Below are 16,236 nucleotides of genomic sequence, written 5' to 3'. Positions count from 1 at the left end.
CTGATTCCGCTCCTCCAGTTCGGTGGACATGACATCCAGCGAATGATCGATCAGCGAGCGGTCGGAATCGTCCGCGACATAGCTGGCGCTGATCGCTTCGAGGAACGGCAGCAGGTTTTCCGGGATTTCGTCGGGCGACCCCAGGTAACGCTTGATCTGGCGGAGAAGAAGGCTGTGCATCGCTTCAGGTTTCGCTCAGGGTTGTGATCGTCATGGTCTGGTTGTGCAGCTCGCAGTCGGCGTTCGGGGTGTGCGGTGAAATCTCGCCGTACGAATAGAATCCGGACAATGCCGTGTGCACACCCAGTACGTCGCGGACGCCCTCGACTTCTTCCTCGATGCGTTGCTTGAGCACCAGTTTGCGCCCGAAGCAACTGATCAGGATGGCCAGTTGCGGAGGGCCGTCGGCAAGGCGCTGGCTGATCCGCGCCGCGTCGACGGCGCCGTCGATCAGGCGTTCGAAATTCGCCTTCATCAAGCGTGCATGCGCCCCTTCCGGCATGTCGCCGGCGAAGGTCAGGCTCTGTTCGGCCTCATTGACGCCGAGAATGGTACGTACCACAGGCTGCTGCTGCGCAGCGACACGCAGTGCCAGCGGGAAGAGCAGTCCGGTGGCCGGCAATCCCGTGGCGTGCTTGCCAAGGTACCTCTTGTACAGGGTCAATGCGGATTCGCCGTCGAGTTCAAACAGCACGTTGCCGCGCGAGCGGGTGATCAGTCGTTCCGGGCCGAACGGATCCCAGCCGCCCAGCGAGCCAAAGCCGACGCGGAGCCGATCGCCGTAAAAGCCCAGCGCGGCAATTTGTTTCTCCACTGCCGGCGCGTTGGCGCTCACCAGTGTGCGCCCGAAGCGGGCGCCGTCACCGGACAGGCCTCCGGTCGACACCACCCCCTGTGGCAAGCGATCGCGAAGCCCATTGACCAGTTCGGAGCCATTGACATGCAGGCCGTCGGACAGCACGAAAACGTGCACCAGGCCCGGCGAATCGAGCGACCCTGCCAGCCGCCGACCCGCCGCCCGGCTGTCGGCGGCGTCGCCAACCGTTGTCGTGACTAGCTGCAATTGCGTATGTTCGAACTCGATCGCGGTGGCAACGATGGTGTCGTCGCTGACCCGGGTGCCGCAGATTTCCCCGGCCGTGGAACAGCCCATGAGGATGGCCGCAGGGTGGCGCTGCCGCATCTGCTGAAACGCGGCGGGATCTTCGAGCAGCGCCCGGCCGCCGAAAAACAGCACCAGACCGGCATTCCGGACAGGCTTGCCGTCTATCTTCCAGCGGCCCTGGGCATCAAGAACTTCCTGGGAAACGCGCATATCCTCTCCCGCGTCGGTGCAATCGGCAAAAGCCTGGAAACGGCATGCCATCCGTCAGAACCTGATTGCGCTGCTATCGCGTCGTTGCCGACAAATTGACGGAAGGGATGAAGGGGCATGATAACACCGCGATTTCAGCCCAAGCAGCCGATCATGGTGTGATGGAAGCCTCGCCAATTCCGCCCTGCCTCAATACTTCTTGACCTGTACGAAGTTCTTGCCGGATTCCTTTACTTCGTACATGACCGCGTCCGCCGCAGCGATCAGTTCGTCCAGGAGGCTCGGCGTATTCAGGTAGGAAACAGCGCCGATACTTGCCGTGACATCGCACCCGGCAGCACGCATGCTGGCCGCGATGGCCTCTCGCAATCGCTCCAGGGTTTCCCTTGCCTGTTCGGGTGTGGCGTTCGGGAGCAGAACGGCAAATTCGTCGCCGCCGAGTCGCGCCAGCAGATCGCTGGTTCGCAAAGTGGCTTTCATGGCTTGCGAGGCGATCCGAAGAACGTCGTCGCCGCGTTGATGCCCGAAGCTATCGTTCACCGCCTTGAAGTTGTCGAGGTCGATGTACGCCATTACAACGGGATGCGCCGCACGTCGACAAAAGGCGAGCAGTTGAGGCGCTTGCTCATGAAAGGCCTGGGTATTTGGCAGTCCGGTCAGCCAGTCCGATCGAGCCAAATCGATTTCCCTGAGCTTGGATTCCTTGAGGCCGGAAACCAGCAGGGCAACGAGCTGGAAGGCAGCGCCGTGGATCGCAACGTTCCATACCCAGATCAGATGCGAACTCCAGTGCGGGCCCGCGCCATAGTTGGAAACAGCCCAAAGTGCTGCGCAAATCATTGCCGTCAGCTTGGCGGCTTTTCCATCCAGGTTGATCGCGGCCAGGGCAATGGGGATGAAGTAAAACGGGTAAACACGAATTTCGCTGCCCGAATAAAAATCGATGCCTGCAATGCCCACCAACAGGAACGCAAGCGCGGTGATTATCCTGTTCCTCGAGAGCGCCAGCGTCAGGCTTCTGATCATTATCGGGCTACCGGTAAATTCGAGGGCTTCGAGGGTGTCGACGATCTGCGGAATGTTATTGGCGCTTGAAATGGCGATCTTCGATGTGGTATCGCTGCCGTTCAGGCCGCAATCTGCTCGAAAGAAAACTGCGGAATATCGGCGCGATCACGGGCGTGCTCAATGGTCAATGCCACGATCTGCCCCGCCGCATCCAGGTCGAGCAAAGTGTTTTCATCGAGATCGCGTGTCTCGCTGATTTCGCCCTTGCGGAATTCGATATACAGCGTATCGGTGTCCTGAAAGTACGTAATGTTCATGTTGTGCCAGTCTAGTCGCTATCCGCACTGTTTCGCAATTAATCGGCGGTGGTCAGCACGTCGCCTTGCCGGCGCACGCGGCCGAGGGCCTCCAGCGTGTCGACGATCTGCGGCAGGCGCTTCTTCCATGCGCCTTTGCCGGTAAAGCGCGCGGCCAGCTCGGCTTCGCTGAGCGGGATGGGCGATGCGGCGAGGACGCGGGCGACGGCGGCGACCTGTTCCGGCAGTGCAGCCGGCCAGGGAGCGCGTAAAATGGCGATCTGCGGCATGGCTTCGTTGGAAGCCGCGTCCTGCTTGCTTCTCACGGCAGCATCGATGGAGATGACCGACTGGAGCGGCTCACCGGCCGGGTGCTGATATTCCGGCCGTAGCCAGCGGATTTCGCCGCGTGCCTCTTCGGCGGCGCGTTCGGCGTTGAGCGCGACGAGGCGGACGAGCAGGGTTTCGCTGGCCGCTTCCTTCTGCGCTGGGTCGGCGAGTGATGTGGTCAGGTCGCTCCAGCCGTAGGCGTCGAGCACGGCGGCGTCGAGTTCGTCGTGCAGGGTTTTCAGCACGCTGACCAGCCCCTGCTCGTTGATTGCTTTTTCCTTGGCGGTCAGCGCTTCGCCGCTACGCAGCTTTTCCAGCACGTTGTACATCCCGGTCAGCGTCAGCGTTTCATGCGCCGCCTGTTGGCGCTTGCGGTGCGCGTCGAGTTGTTCGGCGAGATCGCGGATGCGGGCGGTTTGTTCGGGCGTGGCGGTTGGGAAGGGGAAAGGTTCGAAGCAGCGGGACTTGTTGTAGCGCGGCCGATCCTCCAGAGTGCCACCGGCCGCCAGCGCCCAGGCGACATGCACGCACGACGACAGCACGCCCAGATAATGGCTATCAGCCAGGGCGATGGCGATCAACATATGATCTGGCGCAATGGTGGCGTCGAGAAATTGGAAGGTGCGATGCTTGGCCGTTTCGACGGTAGCGATATAGCGTGGTAAACCAGCCATCGCAGCACGCAGTGTCTTGCGCACCTCGCCGAATAACCACCAGCAATCGCGAAGCCTCACGCGATTATTTTGGTCGCGCTCCGGCTTTACATGCTCTAGAACCCATTGATAGCTTGCCGGCCAAAGACGACGGACTTCGTCGAGGTCGTGGCCGAAAAAATCGATCAGTCGCACGTCGCGGGGTCTTTCGGTCAGGTCGCGGCCATTGCGGTAGCGTTTGATGGGGGCATCCGCGTCAAGGCGGGCAGCATCTTCCGTCGCAACGATGAAGCCCGAGCCAGCCAGCATGAATCCGTTAGTCGAAATGCGACCGTTTGACAACAACGGTTGCGCTGCCGACACGTTTGCCCCGACACGTAAATCGGCGTGCAGCAATCCGACCTGCTCCGACAACGTCACGTTCAGCCCGTCGCCCTTGCCTTCGCGCTCGTCGGTGACGGTCAGCAACCGGCCGTCGCCGCTGCCGCTCGTACCGACGGTCATCGCGATGCGCACCGCCGCGCCGTCGGCATTGTCGACCCACGGGTGGTCGGAGATGGCGAAGGCGAGTGCCACGCCCTTGCCCAGAGCACCTTGTACGACACGGCGGTTGAAAGTTTGCGTCAGGCTGTTGGTGGTGATCAGACCGAAGCGCCGGACTTTTCCCGCCGCGACGAGTTGCGCGGCATAGTGCCACCAGAACATGACGAGGTCGGCCGATTCGGGCACATCGCTCCACGTAGTGCGCAGCGCGTGGACGTAACCGTCACCAAGCGCGTCGCGCATACGCTTGTTGCCGATGAACGGCGGGTTGCCGACGATGTAGTCGGCCTGCGGCCATTCGGCCTTGCGCGGGTTGATGTAGCGTTCCAGTGGCCTCTGGGCGTTTTCGTCAGGAACCGCTTCGCCGGTGACCGGATGCGTTTTCATCGTCACGCCGTCCCAGCGGCTGACCGGAATGCCGCGTTCGTCGAGCACCGTTTCCACAGTGTCCCAGGCGAGCACCGCGTCGCGGCATTCGACGTTCCTGAAATCCTTGAGGATCGGCTGCGGCGGCAGTCCGCTGCCCTGCGTGCGGAAGTGCCATTGCAGGTAGCCGATCCACAACACGAGTTCGGCAATCGCGGCAGCGCGCGGGTTGAGTTCGAGGCCGAGAAACTGATGCGGGTCGACGGTCAGACCTTCGGCTTCGAGGCGCTGCTGCGATCCACCAAAACCCGCCCCGAAAACGTGCATCTGATCGAGCACTTCGCCTTCGAGGCGCTTCATGTGTTCGAGCGTGACGTAGAGGAAGTTTGCCGAGCCGCAGGCCGGGTCGAGCACGCGAATCTGGCACAAACGATGGTGGAAGGCGTCGACTTCGGCGTGTGCCGCGGCCAGCTTCCCTTCGTTGGCGAGCAGCAGCGCGGCGGCCTGCACGTTGCGCCATTCGTCGCGCAGCGGCTCGATGACGGTCGGCAGAACCAGCCGTTCAACGTAGGCGCGCGGCGTGTAGTGCGCGCCGAGAGCGTGCCGCTCGCTCGGCGTCAGCGCGCGTTCGAGCAGGGTGCCGAAGATCGCCGGTTCGACCTGCGTCCAGTCGGCGCTCGCGGCTTCGATGAGCAGGCCGATCTGGTCGCGGTCGAGCGCGATTACTTCGGGATTCTTGAACAGCTTGCCGTTGAAGCGCGGCAGCGTTTCGCGCAGAACCACCGAGAAGCCGCCACTGTCCATCTCGCGCCACAGGGCGGCGAGCAGCGGGACGAATTGCTGCGGGTTGCCTTGCAGCGTTTCGAGCAGCGCGCGAAACGCGCCCTGGCCGTTCTGTTTGGGCAGCAGGCCGACATCTTCGGCGAACATCGAAAACAGGCAGCGGGTGAGAAAGCCGGCGACGAGTTCGGGTGGGTGGCCGGCGTCTTCAAGCGTCCGCGCGATGCGCGCCAGATGTACGGCGATTTCGCGCGTGACCCTGGCCGAAGCGCGCGAGGGGTCGAGCGCCAGCGGGTCGAGCCACAGTGCCTTGAGGCGCGCGCGCAGGGTGGCGTCGTCCGGATGGCACAGGTCGGCGAGCTTGATGCGGTGCGAGCGCGGGTCGGGAAACGGTGTGTAGGTGGCGCCGGAGCAGGTGAAATCGGCGTACAGCTCGATCACCCGGCCAACGTCGATGACGATCAGGAAAGGCGGCCGGCCCTCCCCGGCAGGCAAAGCGCGGGCGTAACTTTCGGCCTGGCCGCGGGCGCGCTGCAGGGCGTCGTCGAATCCCTTGCTCGTAACTCCAAGCTTGATCTTCTTGGCTTCGAGGACGAAGTGGCTGCGCCTGTAGCAGTCGATGCGCCCGGTCGAGCTGCTGCCGTCGCCGTGGCGGAAGGTGATGCGCCGCTCGAAGACGTAGGCGTTGTCCCGCGTATCTTCGCGCGCCGGGTCGGGCGAGGGAACGCCGAGCACGCGGCAAAGATCGGTGATGAACAACTGGTAGTTGGCCAGCTCGGAGCCGTCGGCGTCCTGCCAGCGCGCGAGGAAGGCTGCGGGGGACAGCGATGGCGTTGGGCTGGCAGCGAAGTCAGGCATGATGTCCGGGCGGTGTTCGGTCATGTCGGAGAGTATGCCATAAGGAAGAATTCGGGGGGGTCGTGCCGTGGCATGGCCGCATTGCACCGGAACATCCGCACGCGTAGCCTGTCTCAAAAACAGTAGACTGGTTTTTCATGCTCTTGTTTTCACTGGGATATAGGGAGACTCGCCATGGCACAACTGCTCTTCAATATGCTTTCGCGCTTGCCTGCAGCCGGCCGTACCGAAGCGCTGTTCCACTCGCTGCCTGCGCTTGAGCGCGCCGGTATCGGCAATATTTCGCGACTGCCGGTTTCGTTGCGCATCGTGCTCGAATCGCTGTTGCGCAACTGCGACGGCCAGCGCGTTGCCGAGCGGCATATTCGCGCGCTGGCCAACTGGCAGCCGAACGCGCCGCGCAGTGAGGAGATTCCCTTCGTCGTCGCACGCGTCGTGTTGCAGGATTTCACCGGTGTACCGCTGCTCTGCGATCTCGCGGCAATGCGTCAGGTGGCGGCGGCGCGCGGTGTCGACCCCAAGCGTATCGAGCCGCTGGTGCCGGTCGATCTGGTCGTCGACCACTCGGTACAGGTCGATTACTACGGCACGCCGCAGGCGCTTGAGCAGAACATGGCGCTGGAGTTCGAGCGCAACCGCGAGCGCTACCAGTTCATGAAATGGGGCATGCAGGCTTTCGACACCTTCCATGTCATTCCGCCGGGTATCGGCATCGTGCATCAGGTCAATCTCGAATACCTGTTCCAGGGTCTGCGCCAGAAAGCGGAGCCGGGAGGGACGCTGGTGTTTCCGGATACGCTGGTCGGTACCGACTCGCATACGACGATGATCAACGGCGTCGGTGTCGTCGGCTGGGGCGTTGGCGGCATCGAGGCGGAGGCAGCGATGCTTGGCCAGCCGGTCTATTTCCTGACGCCGGACGTGATCGGTGTGGAGTTGTCCGGCCAGCTCAACGAGGGCGTCACGGCCACCGATCTGGTGCTCACCGTGACCGAACTGCTGCGCCGCGAGAAGGTTGTCGGCACCTTCGTCGAGTATTTCGGCGCCGGTGCGCGGACGCTGTCGGTCACCGACCGTGCCACGCTGGCCAATATGGCACCGGAGTATGGAGCGACCATGGGCTTTTTCCCGGTTGACGAGAACACGGTCGGATTCATGCGCGCTACCGGGCGCGATGAAGCGGCCTGCGAGTTGTTCGAGACGTATTTCAAGGCGCAGGAAATGTTCGGCATTCCGCTGGCCGGCGAGATCGATTATTCGCGCATCGTCTATCTCGATCTGTCGAGCATCGTTCCGTCGCTGGCCGGCCCGAAGCGCCCACAGGATCGTATCGCGCTGCCCGACATGGCGCAGGCCTTCAACCGCCAGCTCAGCGCGCCGGAATCCGCCGACGGCTTCGCCCGCCCGGCCGAAACCCTGAAAAAACGCTATCCAACCGACCGGGCGGATGTGGACCTTGGGCACGGCGACATCCTGATCGCCGCTATCACCTCGTGCACCAACACCAGCAACCCGGCGGTGATGATCGCCGCCGGCTTGCTGGCGAAGAAGGCCGTCGCCAAGGGCTTGCGCGTCAAGCCGCACATCAAGACCTCGCTGGCGCCGGGTTCGCGCGTGGTCACCGACTATCTGGAAAAGGCCGGGCTGCTCGAACCGCTGGCCACGCTTGGCTTCGCGCTCGCCGGCTACGGCTGCACGACGTGCATCGGCAACGCCGGCGACCTCGATCCGTCGTTCAATACGGCGATTGCCGCGCATCAACTGGTGGCCGCTGCGGTGCTCTCGGGCAACCGCAACTTCGAGGCGCGCATTCACCCGCATCTGCGCGCCAACTTCCTGGCCTCGCCGCCGCTGGTCGTCGCCTTTGCCCTTGCCGGCCGCGTCAATATCGATCTCACCCATGAGCCGCTGGGCTGCGACGACAACGGTCAGCCGGTCTATCTGCGCGACATCTGGCCGGGCTCGGATGAGATCAACGCGATCCTGCCTTTTGCCCTCGACCCGGCGACTTTCCGCCAGCGCTATGGCGATTTCACCACCGGCCACGATCTGTGGAACGCCGTGCCGGCACCGGCTGGCGAGGTGTACGAATGGCCGTCATCAAGCTACATTGCCTGCCCGCCCTTCCTCGAACTGCCGACGACCGGGACGGGTGACATCAAAGGGGCGCTGGCGCTGCTCATCCTCGGCGACTCGGTGACGACCGATCACATTTCGCCGGCCGGGTCTTTCGCCGAAACGACGCCTGCCGGGCAATGGCTGCTGGCACAGGGCGTCAAAAGGAAGGATTTCAATTCCTACGGTTCGCGCCGCGGGCACCACGAGGTCATGATGCGCGGCACCTTCGCCAATGTGCGCGTGCGCAACCTGATGCTGCCCCTCGACGGCGAGGGTCGACAGCCGCAAGGCGGCTACACGCTGCTTGACGGGCGCCAGACGACTGTTTTCGAGGCCGCGATGGCCTACGCGTCGCGAGAGACGCCGATGATCGTGATTGCCGGCGAGGAATACGGCACCGGCTCGTCGCGCGACTGGGCCGCGAAAGGGACTCGCCTGCTCGGCGTGCGGGCCGTGGTCGCGCGCAGCTTCGAGCGCATCCATCGCGCCAATCTGGTGGGTATGGGCGTGCTGCCGCTGCAATTCGTCGGTGAAGATTCGGCCGCAACACTGGGTTTGCGTGGCGACGAGAAATTTGACATTGTCGGCTTCGACGCCGGTTTGACGGCGCAGCAAACACTCACCCTGGTGATCGAACGGAGCGATGGAGAGCGCATCGAGCGACCCCTTTTGAGCCGCATCGATACGCCCATCGAGGTTGAATATTTCAGTTACGGCGGCATCCTGCCCTACGTGCTGGATCAGTTGCTCAAGGGATAATCGCCGCGATCCGATAGCGGTTTGAAGTTACAGACCCCGCGCCCAGGCCGGGCGCAGGTGCGCAGCTTCTGGCTGCGCGATGGCCTCGCGGACCTGTTGCAGCAGGCGTTCCTTGTCGGCGCCGAGCGTTCCCTTGAGCACCAGCCAGTTGGACGCGTGGTCGCTGCGAAAGACCGTGCGCTTCAGTTCGAGCTGGCTGAGAAATCGTTCCATCTCGCAGAACAGTTCGTGTTGTGTGAGCGCACGCCAACCAGGAAAACCTTTGCGGAAGCGCTCTTCGCCCATCGGAAAACTGACGACCAAGGTCGCTGCATACTCCGGCTGCGTGGCGTTGAGCAGGCGTGCCGAGTTGTCGGCGTGCTGCGCCGAGAGCTCCGGTCCGCCCAGCCCGTTGAGTATCATCACCGAACGGGTGATCCCGGCAGCGCCGAGTTTGTCGAGCGCGTCGCGGGTCGTCTCGAAGGTTTCGCCCTTGCAGACCTTTTCAAGCACTTCGTCGTCGCCCGACTCGGCGCCGACATAGGCGATGCTCAGTCCGGCATCGGCCAGCTCGCGCAGCTCCTCGACCGTTTTCTTGCGCAGGTTGCGTGGCAGGCAATACGTCGACACGCGGCGTACCGCCGGCAAGTGTTCGCGAATCGCCTGCAGTACGGCAAGCAGGCGCCGGGTGGGCAGCACCAGCGCATCGCCGTCGGCGAGAAAGACGCGGCGGATTTCATCGGCGCATTGCGCGCCCGTTTGCTGGATGCTTCTCAGTACCTCGGCTTCATCACGCGCTCGAAAACCCTTTTGCGGCGCGGTGTACATTTCGCAAAAGGTGCACTTGTTCCACGAGCAGCCGTCGGTCACCGGCAGGATCAGCGACCGGGCCTCACTCGGCGGTCGGAAGACCGGTTCAACGTAGCGGATGGGCAGGAAATCTCGCAATCGGGTTCGGGCCTGAGAATATCAACGGTCATTCAAAGAAGGTACGCGCCGCTTCGTAGCGTTGGGCGTAGTAGCGGGCACTCATCTGGTCGATGCGCACATGACCATTGCTTGAGGGCGCATGAATGAAGCGGTCGCCGCCGATGTAAACGCCGACGTGCGAAAAGCGGAAGTTGCGCGTATTGAAGAAGACCAGATCGCCTGCGCGCAATTCGTTGCGCTCGATGGGTCGACCCTTGCGGGCAATGTCGGCGGCACTGCCTTTGATGGTCACGCCAGCAGCATGGTTGTAGATGTAGGACACCATGCCGCTGCAATCCAGCCCGGCTTCCGGATTCTTGCCGCCGAAGCGGTAACCGGTATCGATCAAACCCAGCGCGAACAGCGTGACTTCATTTCCTTGCCTGCTATACGCCTCGCTCCTGGCCAGCGCATCCGACGACGGCCGGGGCGAGGGCGGCGCACTGCCGCAGGCGGCGAGCAGAATCGCGAAAATACAGGCGATCAATGTGTGTATCTGCATGCCGTGAAGTATAAACTGTGATCAGAACCCGTCCACCTGAAAAAGGTGGGACTTCCCGACGATGCGCAAAGCTGTCATGGCTCAATCGGGGCAAATTCATCCACTCACTGAATCACTACACGACCTATGTATCTTGCCGACCCCAGACTACTTCGTTCCAACTGTTTTATCGACGGCCGCTGGGAGGCGGCGGATGACGGCGGCGTGCTGCCGGTCAACAACCCAGCGACCGGTGAATTGATCGGTGAAGTGCCGATGATGGGCAACACCGAAACGCTGCGCACCATCGTAGCGGCAAACGCGGCCTGGAAAAGCTGGCGCGAAACCACGGCGAAGGATCGGGCTGCGCTCCTCGACCGCTGGTTCGACCTGATTCTTGCCAACGCCGACGATCTTGCCCGCCTGATCACCGCCGAGTGCGGCAAGCCGTTGGCCGAGGCGCGCGGTGAAGTCGGCTATGGCGCGTCCTTCGTCCAGTGGTTCGCCGAAGAAGCCAAGCGTGCCTATGGCGAGAGCATTCCCAGTCCGACTGCCGGCAAACGACTGTTGACGCTGCGTCAGCCGGTGGGTGTCGCCGCCGCCATCACGCCGTGGAATTTCCCCCTGGCGATGGTCACGCGCAAGGTCGCTCCGGCGCTGGCCGCCGGCTGCACGATCATTCTCAAGCCGGCCGAACAGGCGCCGCTCAGCGCGCTGGCACTGGCCCGACTGGCGGCCGAAGCGGAAATACCGGCCGGCGTCTTCAACGTGCTGACCGGCGACCCGGCGATCATCGGCGGTGCGCTGACCGCCAGCACACTGGTGCGCAAACTGTCCTTTACCGGATCGACCGAGGTTGGTCGCCTGTTGATGGCGCAGTGCGCGCCGACGATCAAGAAGCTGTCGCTTGAGCTCGGCGGCAATGCGCCCTTCATTGTGTTCGACGACGCCGATGTCGACGCTGCCGTCGAAGGCGCGCTGATTGCCAAGTTTCGCAATTCCGGACAAACCTGCGTTTGCGCCAACCGCTTTCTCGTGCAGGCGGGTGTCTACGACGCTTTTGCCCGGAAGCTGGCGGAACGCGTCGCAACGCTCAAAGTCGGCGCGGGTGACGAAGACGGCGTATCACTGGGGCCGTTGATCGACGATGCCGCACGGGTCAAGGTCGAGGAGCACATCGCCGATGCCATCGGCAAGGGCGCGCGACTGCTTACCGGTGGACACCACCCTACCCTGGGGGGCAACTTCTTCCGGCCGACGATACTCACCGATGTCACCGCGGAGATGCGCGTTGCGCGCGAAGAAACCTTCGGTCCGGTGGCGCCGATCTTCCGCTTCACCAGCGAGGCCGAGGCCATCGCCCAGGCCAACGACACCGAATCCGGACTTGCCGCGTATTTCTACTCGCGCGACGTCGCCCGCTGTTTTCGCGTCGGCGAAGCGCTTGAATACGGCATGGTCGGTATTAACACCGGCCTCATCTCGAACGAGGTCGCGCCTTTCGGCGGCGTCAAACAATCCGGTCTGGGACGCGAAGGCTCGAAGCACGGACTCGACGAGTATCTGGAGATCAAGTACCTGTGCTTCGGCATCGAATGACCGGAATGAGCAGCCTGCCGGGCTGCTTCATGCACTTCTCACGGTACGGCGTTTCAGGCGAGACAGACCTGGTTCCTGCCCTGGTGCTTCGCGGCATAAAGGGCACGGTCGGCAGCCGCCACGGCCTCATCCGGAGATGAATGTCGATCGGGCAGTATCGATGCCACGCCGATACTGACCGTAACGTGATCCGCCACCGTCGATGCCGTGTGCGGAATGTTCAGACCGGATACGGCATCGCACATGTCAAGCGCAAGCTTCTGGGCGCCTTGTGCCGACGTATTGGGCAGGATCACGACGAATTCTTCACCGCCGTAGCGCGCCAGCAGGTCCAGCGCCCGCACGATCCTGCCGCTAACCGCTTTGGCGACTGCCTGCAGACAGGTATCGCCCGCCTGATGTCCGTAGCGGTCGTTGTAATTCTTGAAGAAATCGACATCGATCATCAATATGCCCACCGGATACTGCTCGCGAATCGCACGACTCCATTCGTTGGCCAGACGGGAATCGAAACACGCCCGATTGGCGATGCCGAGCAGACCGTCGGTCTGGGAATACGCTTCGAGCCTGCTGTTGGCTGTTGTCAGCGCCACGTTGGCCAGTTGCAGCTCGGCGGTTCGCGCGGCGACCTTCTCTTCAAGAAGCTGATTTGCCGAAATCAGATCGAGGCTGAGCCGTGAAACTACCCGGTAGGTGTTGCGCAGCGCCTTGATGATGGCTTCCGCACTCTTGTCCTTCGGCCTGAGCAACTCCGACTCGTAGGCCTGTTGCGGCGTCATGCCGGATTTGATCAGCGCAACCTGTCGCCCCAACGATTGGTCCACACCCAGAACGTGCAAGCAAAGCCAGGACGTGAGAAAGGTCAGAAAGAACTCCGCCGGATTGCTCAAGGTGGATCGTGCTCCCCACATGGCGCGCACCTGCTCGGCGAACTCTCCGTGCAGCTTGAGATGCGTCGCGGTGTGGCGTTGATCGACACCCTCCTGCTGCATAATGGCCGCTTCGTTGGAGAAGTGGTATTTCGTGTAGTCCATCAACTGTGAAAAGGCGAGCTGGACGTCGGTGTTCCCCGCCATTTCGGTGTCGGTCAGCGACGCGCTCAGCTTGTTGAATAGATCAACCAGCCCGTGATGCTGCTCATCGACGGGTCCGATGCCCGTATAGAATTCTTCGCCCCAAACAAAGGTTTGCATGCTTTGGTCTCAGGTAGTTTTGCGATGCCTACGCCTTAGGTTGGCAATATACCGGGAAATCAAGGCCAAAAGACCCAGAGTCCAGCATGCTTTTTTACATCAGAACGATATCGAATTGCTCCTGGCCATAACTGGGTTCGGCCTGTACCGAGATCGGTCGGCCGATAAAGTCGGAAAGCATGGCCAGTCCCTGTGCTTCCTCGTCGAGAAGAATATCAATTACCGCGACACTTCCCAGAACGCGAAACTCCCGGGCATTGAATTGGCGCGATTCGCGCAGGAGTTCGCGCAGGATCTCATAACATACGGTGCGGGCAGTCTTTATTTCGCCACGACCCTGACAGGTCGAGCATTCTTCACACAGCACATGCGCCAGAGATTCGCGTGTGCGCTTGCGTGTCATTTCGACCAGCCCCAGCGCAGTGAAGCCGTTGACCGTCAAACGCGTGTGGTCCTGCTCAAGCGCCCGGTTGAATTCGCTGAGTACCGCGTTTTTGTGCTCCTCGCTTTCCATGTCGATGAAGTCGGTGATGATGATGCCACCGAGGTTGCGCAGGCGGAGCTGGCGGGCAATCGTCTGCGCCGCTTCGAGATTGGTCTTGAATATGGTGTCTTCGAAGTTGCGAATTCCGACGAATCCGCCGGTGTTGACGTCGATGGTGGTCATCGCCTCGGTCTGATCGATGATCAGATACCCGCCCGATTTGAGATCGACGCGGCGAGCCAGCGCCCGCTGAATCTCGTCTTCCACGCCGAACTGGTCAAACAGGGGATTCTCGCCGGTGTAATGACAGAGAAGGGGGGCAACGGTCGGTGTGTATTCGGCGGCGAAAGCACTGAGTTTCTGGAAGTTTTCCCGTGAGTCGATAACGATTCGAGCCGTCTCGGGATTGACAAAATCGCGCAGCACACGCTGGCCGAGCGACAGTTCCTGAAAAAGCAGCCCGGGCGGCTCCATCGTTTTCGCCTGAAACTGAATGTCATGCCAGATCTTGCGCAGATAATCGATATCGTTGGCGAGTTCGGCATCGGTCGCATTTTCTGCCATCGTGCGGACAATGAAGCCACCCGCTTCGTTGGTTCCCACCAGATGCGCGAGTTTTTCGCGCAGCGCCTCGCGATCGGACTCTTTCTCGATGCGCTGGGAAATGCCGATATGCCGGTCCTGCGGCAGATACACCAGCATCCGGCCGGCCAGCGAGATTTGCGTCGACAGTCGCGCTCCCTTGGTGCCGATCGGATCCTTGATGACCTGTACGACCAGGCTTTGGCCTTCGAACAGCAGGCGCTCGATTGGCCGCACGGGTTCCGTTTGCTGGCGCGATTCCCAGATGTCGGCGACGTGCAGGAAGGCCGTGCGGTCGAGGCCGACATCGACGAAAGCCGACTGCATGCCGGGCAGAATGCGAACAATCCGGCCGACATAGGTATTGCCGACCAGGCCGCGGCTTGAACTGCGTTCGATGTGCAATTCCTGCACGGCACCCTGATTCATGACGGCAACCCGGGTTTCCTGCGGCGTAAAGTTGATCAGGATATCTTCGGGCATGGGCGGGCGATTCGGAGAAAGCAGGTAAAATCGGAAATTCGCAGCATTCTACCCCTTTCCCGGTATTCGCTCCCATGTCAGACGCCTCTGCGCTGCCTCAAGCCGAGTTGCTTGCACCCGCCGGTTCGCTGGCCATGATGCGCACGGCTTTTGCCTTTGGCGCCGACGCGGTCTATGCCGGCCAGCCACGCTACAGCCTGCGTGTACGCAACAACGATTTCGGGAATCTGGAAATGCTGGGCAGCGCGATCGGTGAAGCGCATGCTGGCGGCAAGCAATTCTACGTTGTCAGCAACATCCTTCCGCACAACTCCAAGGTGCGCACCTATCTGGCAGACATGGCGCCGGTGCTTGCACTCAAACCCGATGCCCTGATCATGGCCGATCCCGGGCTGATCGACCTGGTGCGGGAGGCCTGGCCCGAGATGCCGGTGCATCTCTCGGTGCAGGCCAATACCGTGAACTTTGCCGCCGTCCGTTTCTGGAAGAAGTTGGGCGTTTCGCGCATCATTCTTTCGCGCGAACTGTCGCTCGATGAAGTCGCCGAAATCCGTCAGGAATGTCCGGATATCGAACTCGAAGTCTTCGTGCACGGCGCGCTGTGCGTTGCTTATTCCGGCCGTTGTTTGCTGTCCGGCTACTTCAACCACCGTGATTCGAACCAGGGGTCGTGTACCAACTCCTGCCGCTGGGACTACAAGGTGGAAGCAGGCGAAGAAGATGCCGGCGGCGATGTGCGCGGCTGCGCCACCGTCGCGCCCAAGGCAGCGGCGACCACCTGGCTGCTCGAGGAGAAGGAACGTCCCGGCGAACTGATGCCGATCGAGGAAGACGAGCACGGTACCTACATCATGAATTCGAAGGACCTGCGCGCCGTCGAACACGTGGAACGCCTGATCGGGATCGGCGTCGATTCGCTGAAAATCGAAGGGCGCACCAAGTCGCCCTATTATGTGGCGCGCACGGCACAGGTCTATCGTCGCGCCATCGACGATGCCGTCGCCGGCTGCCCGTTCAACCCCCGACTTTTGGGCGAACTCGAAGGGCTGGCCAACCGTGGCTACACCGACGGTTTCTTCCAGCGCCATCACGAACACGAGATGCAGAACTATCTGCGCGGCCACTCGGAATCCGGGCGCAGTCTCTACGTTGGCGACGTGATCGCCTGGGATCCGGCAAGAGAGCTGGCAGGCGTCGAGGTGAAGAATCGTTTTTCGGTCGGCGACCGCATTGAGGTCATCCACCCAGCCGGCAATCATGAAATCGAGCTGGCGCGCATGGAAAACGCTGACGGTTTGCCGCTCAGTGTGGCGCCCGGCAACGGTCATCGCGTCTGGATTCCGCTCGCTGCGGGGTTGCAGGGTGCGATGTTGGCGCGCTTTGTCTGAATGAAGCCGGCTCTTATGCAATCTCTTCCGGTATTGATTCATAGGCGCTGAG

Annotated in this window: 12 protein-coding genes; 3 read left to right on the top strand and 9 right to left on the bottom strand. The window is 62.0% G+C overall.

The window, feature by feature from the left end:
• The 5 genes from PROAA_RS14885 to PROAA_RS14865 form a co-directional block, all read right to left on the bottom strand.
• The coding region (locus tag PROAA_RS14885; protein WP_222102295.1) for a hypothetical protein at positions 1–180 on the bottom strand (180 nt) is incomplete at its 3' end.
• 4 nt (positions 181–184) lie between these two features.
• On the bottom strand, positions 185–1,366 hold the full coding sequence (locus tag PROAA_RS14880; RefSeq protein WP_222102294.1) for an FIST signal transduction protein: 1,182 nt from the start codon (positions 1,364–1,366) through the stop codon (positions 185–187).
• 138 nt (positions 1,367–1,504) lie between these two features.
• A complete protein-coding gene (locus PROAA_RS14875; protein WP_186412089.1) occupies positions 1,505–2,341 on the bottom strand; it encodes a GGDEF domain-containing protein in 837 nt (278 codons plus the stop codon).
• 101 nt (positions 2,342–2,442) lie between these two features.
• On the bottom strand, positions 2,443–2,640 hold the full coding sequence (locus PROAA_RS14870; protein ID WP_186412088.1) for a DUF2283 domain-containing protein: 198 nt from the start codon (positions 2,638–2,640) through the stop codon (positions 2,443–2,445).
• 38 nt (positions 2,641–2,678) lie between these two features.
• Positions 2,679–6,173: a class I SAM-dependent DNA methyltransferase gene (locus PROAA_RS14865; protein ID WP_186412087.1), complete on the bottom strand. Its 3,495-nt coding sequence runs from the start codon at positions 6,171–6,173 to the stop codon at positions 2,679–2,681.
• A 150-nt stretch (positions 6,174–6,323) separates the two neighbouring features.
• Between PROAA_RS14865 and acnA the strand changes: the two genes are divergently transcribed.
• A complete protein-coding gene (acnA, locus tag PROAA_RS14860) occupies positions 6,324–9,026 on the top strand; it encodes an aconitate hydratase AcnA (RefSeq protein WP_186412086.1) in 2,703 nt (900 codons plus the stop codon).
• A 27-nt stretch (positions 9,027–9,053) separates the two neighbouring features.
• Here the strand turns inward: acnA and PROAA_RS14855 are convergent, their stop codons facing one another.
• A complete protein-coding gene (locus PROAA_RS14855) occupies positions 9,054–9,953 on the bottom strand; it encodes a radical SAM protein (protein WP_186412085.1) in 900 nt (299 codons plus the stop codon).
• A gap of 28 nt (positions 9,954–9,981) precedes the next feature.
• Positions 9,982–10,461 (bottom strand): C40 family peptidase, encoded by a 480-nt coding sequence (locus PROAA_RS14850; protein WP_245664299.1) that lies wholly within the window; start codon positions 10,459–10,461, stop codon positions 9,982–9,984.
• A gap of 141 nt (positions 10,462–10,602) precedes the next feature.
• On the opposite strand from PROAA_RS14850, the gene PROAA_RS14845 reads away from it, so the two are divergent.
• Complete coding sequence (locus PROAA_RS14845; RefSeq protein WP_186412083.1) at positions 10,603–12,054, top strand: NAD-dependent succinate-semialdehyde dehydrogenase; 1,452 nt, start codon at positions 10,603–10,605, stop codon at positions 12,052–12,054.
• Positions 12,055–12,107: 53 nt separating this feature from the next.
• On the opposite strand, the gene PROAA_RS14840 is transcribed toward PROAA_RS14845, so the two are convergent.
• Together PROAA_RS14840 and rng are read right to left on the bottom strand one after the other, a co-directional pair.
• Positions 12,108–13,247, bottom strand: a complete 1,140-nt coding sequence (locus tag PROAA_RS14840; RefSeq protein WP_186412082.1) for a diguanylate cyclase domain-containing protein — start codon at positions 13,245–13,247, stop codon at positions 12,108–12,110.
• Positions 13,248–13,341: 94 nt separating this feature from the next.
• On the bottom strand, positions 13,342–14,796 hold the full coding sequence (gene rng, locus PROAA_RS14835; RefSeq protein ID WP_186412081.1) for a ribonuclease G: 1,455 nt from the start codon (positions 14,794–14,796) through the stop codon (positions 13,342–13,344).
• 74 nt (positions 14,797–14,870) lie between these two features.
• Here rng and trhP point away from each other — a divergent pair, with 74 nt between their 5' ends.
• A complete protein-coding gene (gene trhP, locus PROAA_RS14830) occupies positions 14,871–16,184 on the top strand; it encodes a prephenate-dependent tRNA uridine(34) hydroxylase TrhP (RefSeq protein ID WP_186412080.1) in 1,314 nt (437 codons plus the stop codon).
• The last annotated feature ends 52 nt before the right edge of the window (positions 16,185–16,236 follow it).

This window comes from Candidatus Propionivibrio aalborgensis (assembly GCF_900089945.1).
Classification (GTDB): Bacteria; Pseudomonadota; Gammaproteobacteria; order Burkholderiales; family Rhodocyclaceae; genus Propionivibrio; species Propionivibrio aalborgensis.
Note: the sequence above shows the minus strand (reverse complement) of the source record. Positions and strands in the feature narration are given on the sequence as shown.

Excerpts from the sequence above, each read along its gene's own strand:
- PROAA_RS14880 (WP_222102294.1), bottom strand. The coding sequence starts at position 1,366 with ATGGCATGCCGTTTCCAGGCTTTTGCCGATTGCACCGACGCGGGAGAG.
- PROAA_RS14875 (WP_186412089.1), bottom strand. The coding sequence starts at position 2,341 with ATGATCAGAAGCCTGACGCTGGCGCTCTCGAGGAACAGGATAATCACC.
- PROAA_RS14870 (WP_186412088.1), bottom strand. The coding sequence starts at position 2,640 with ATGAACATTACGTACTTTCAGGACACCGATACGCTGTATATCGAATTC.
- PROAA_RS14865 (WP_186412087.1), bottom strand. The coding sequence starts at position 6,173 with ATGACCGAACACCGCCCGGACATCATGCCTGACTTCGCTGCCAGCCCA.
- acnA (WP_186412086.1), top strand. The coding sequence starts at position 6,324 with ATGGCACAACTGCTCTTCAATATGCTTTCGCGCTTGCCTGCAGCCGGC.
- PROAA_RS14845 (WP_186412083.1), top strand. The coding sequence starts at position 10,603 with ATGTATCTTGCCGACCCCAGACTACTTCGTTCCAACTGTTTTATCGAC.
- PROAA_RS14840 (WP_186412082.1), bottom strand. The coding sequence starts at position 13,247 with ATGCAAACCTTTGTTTGGGGCGAAGAATTCTATACGGGCATCGGACCC.
- rng (WP_186412081.1), bottom strand. The coding sequence starts at position 14,796 with ATGCCCGAAGATATCCTGATCAACTTTACGCCGCAGGAAACCCGGGTT.
- trhP (WP_186412080.1), top strand. The coding sequence starts at position 14,871 with ATGTCAGACGCCTCTGCGCTGCCTCAAGCCGAGTTGCTTGCACCCGCC.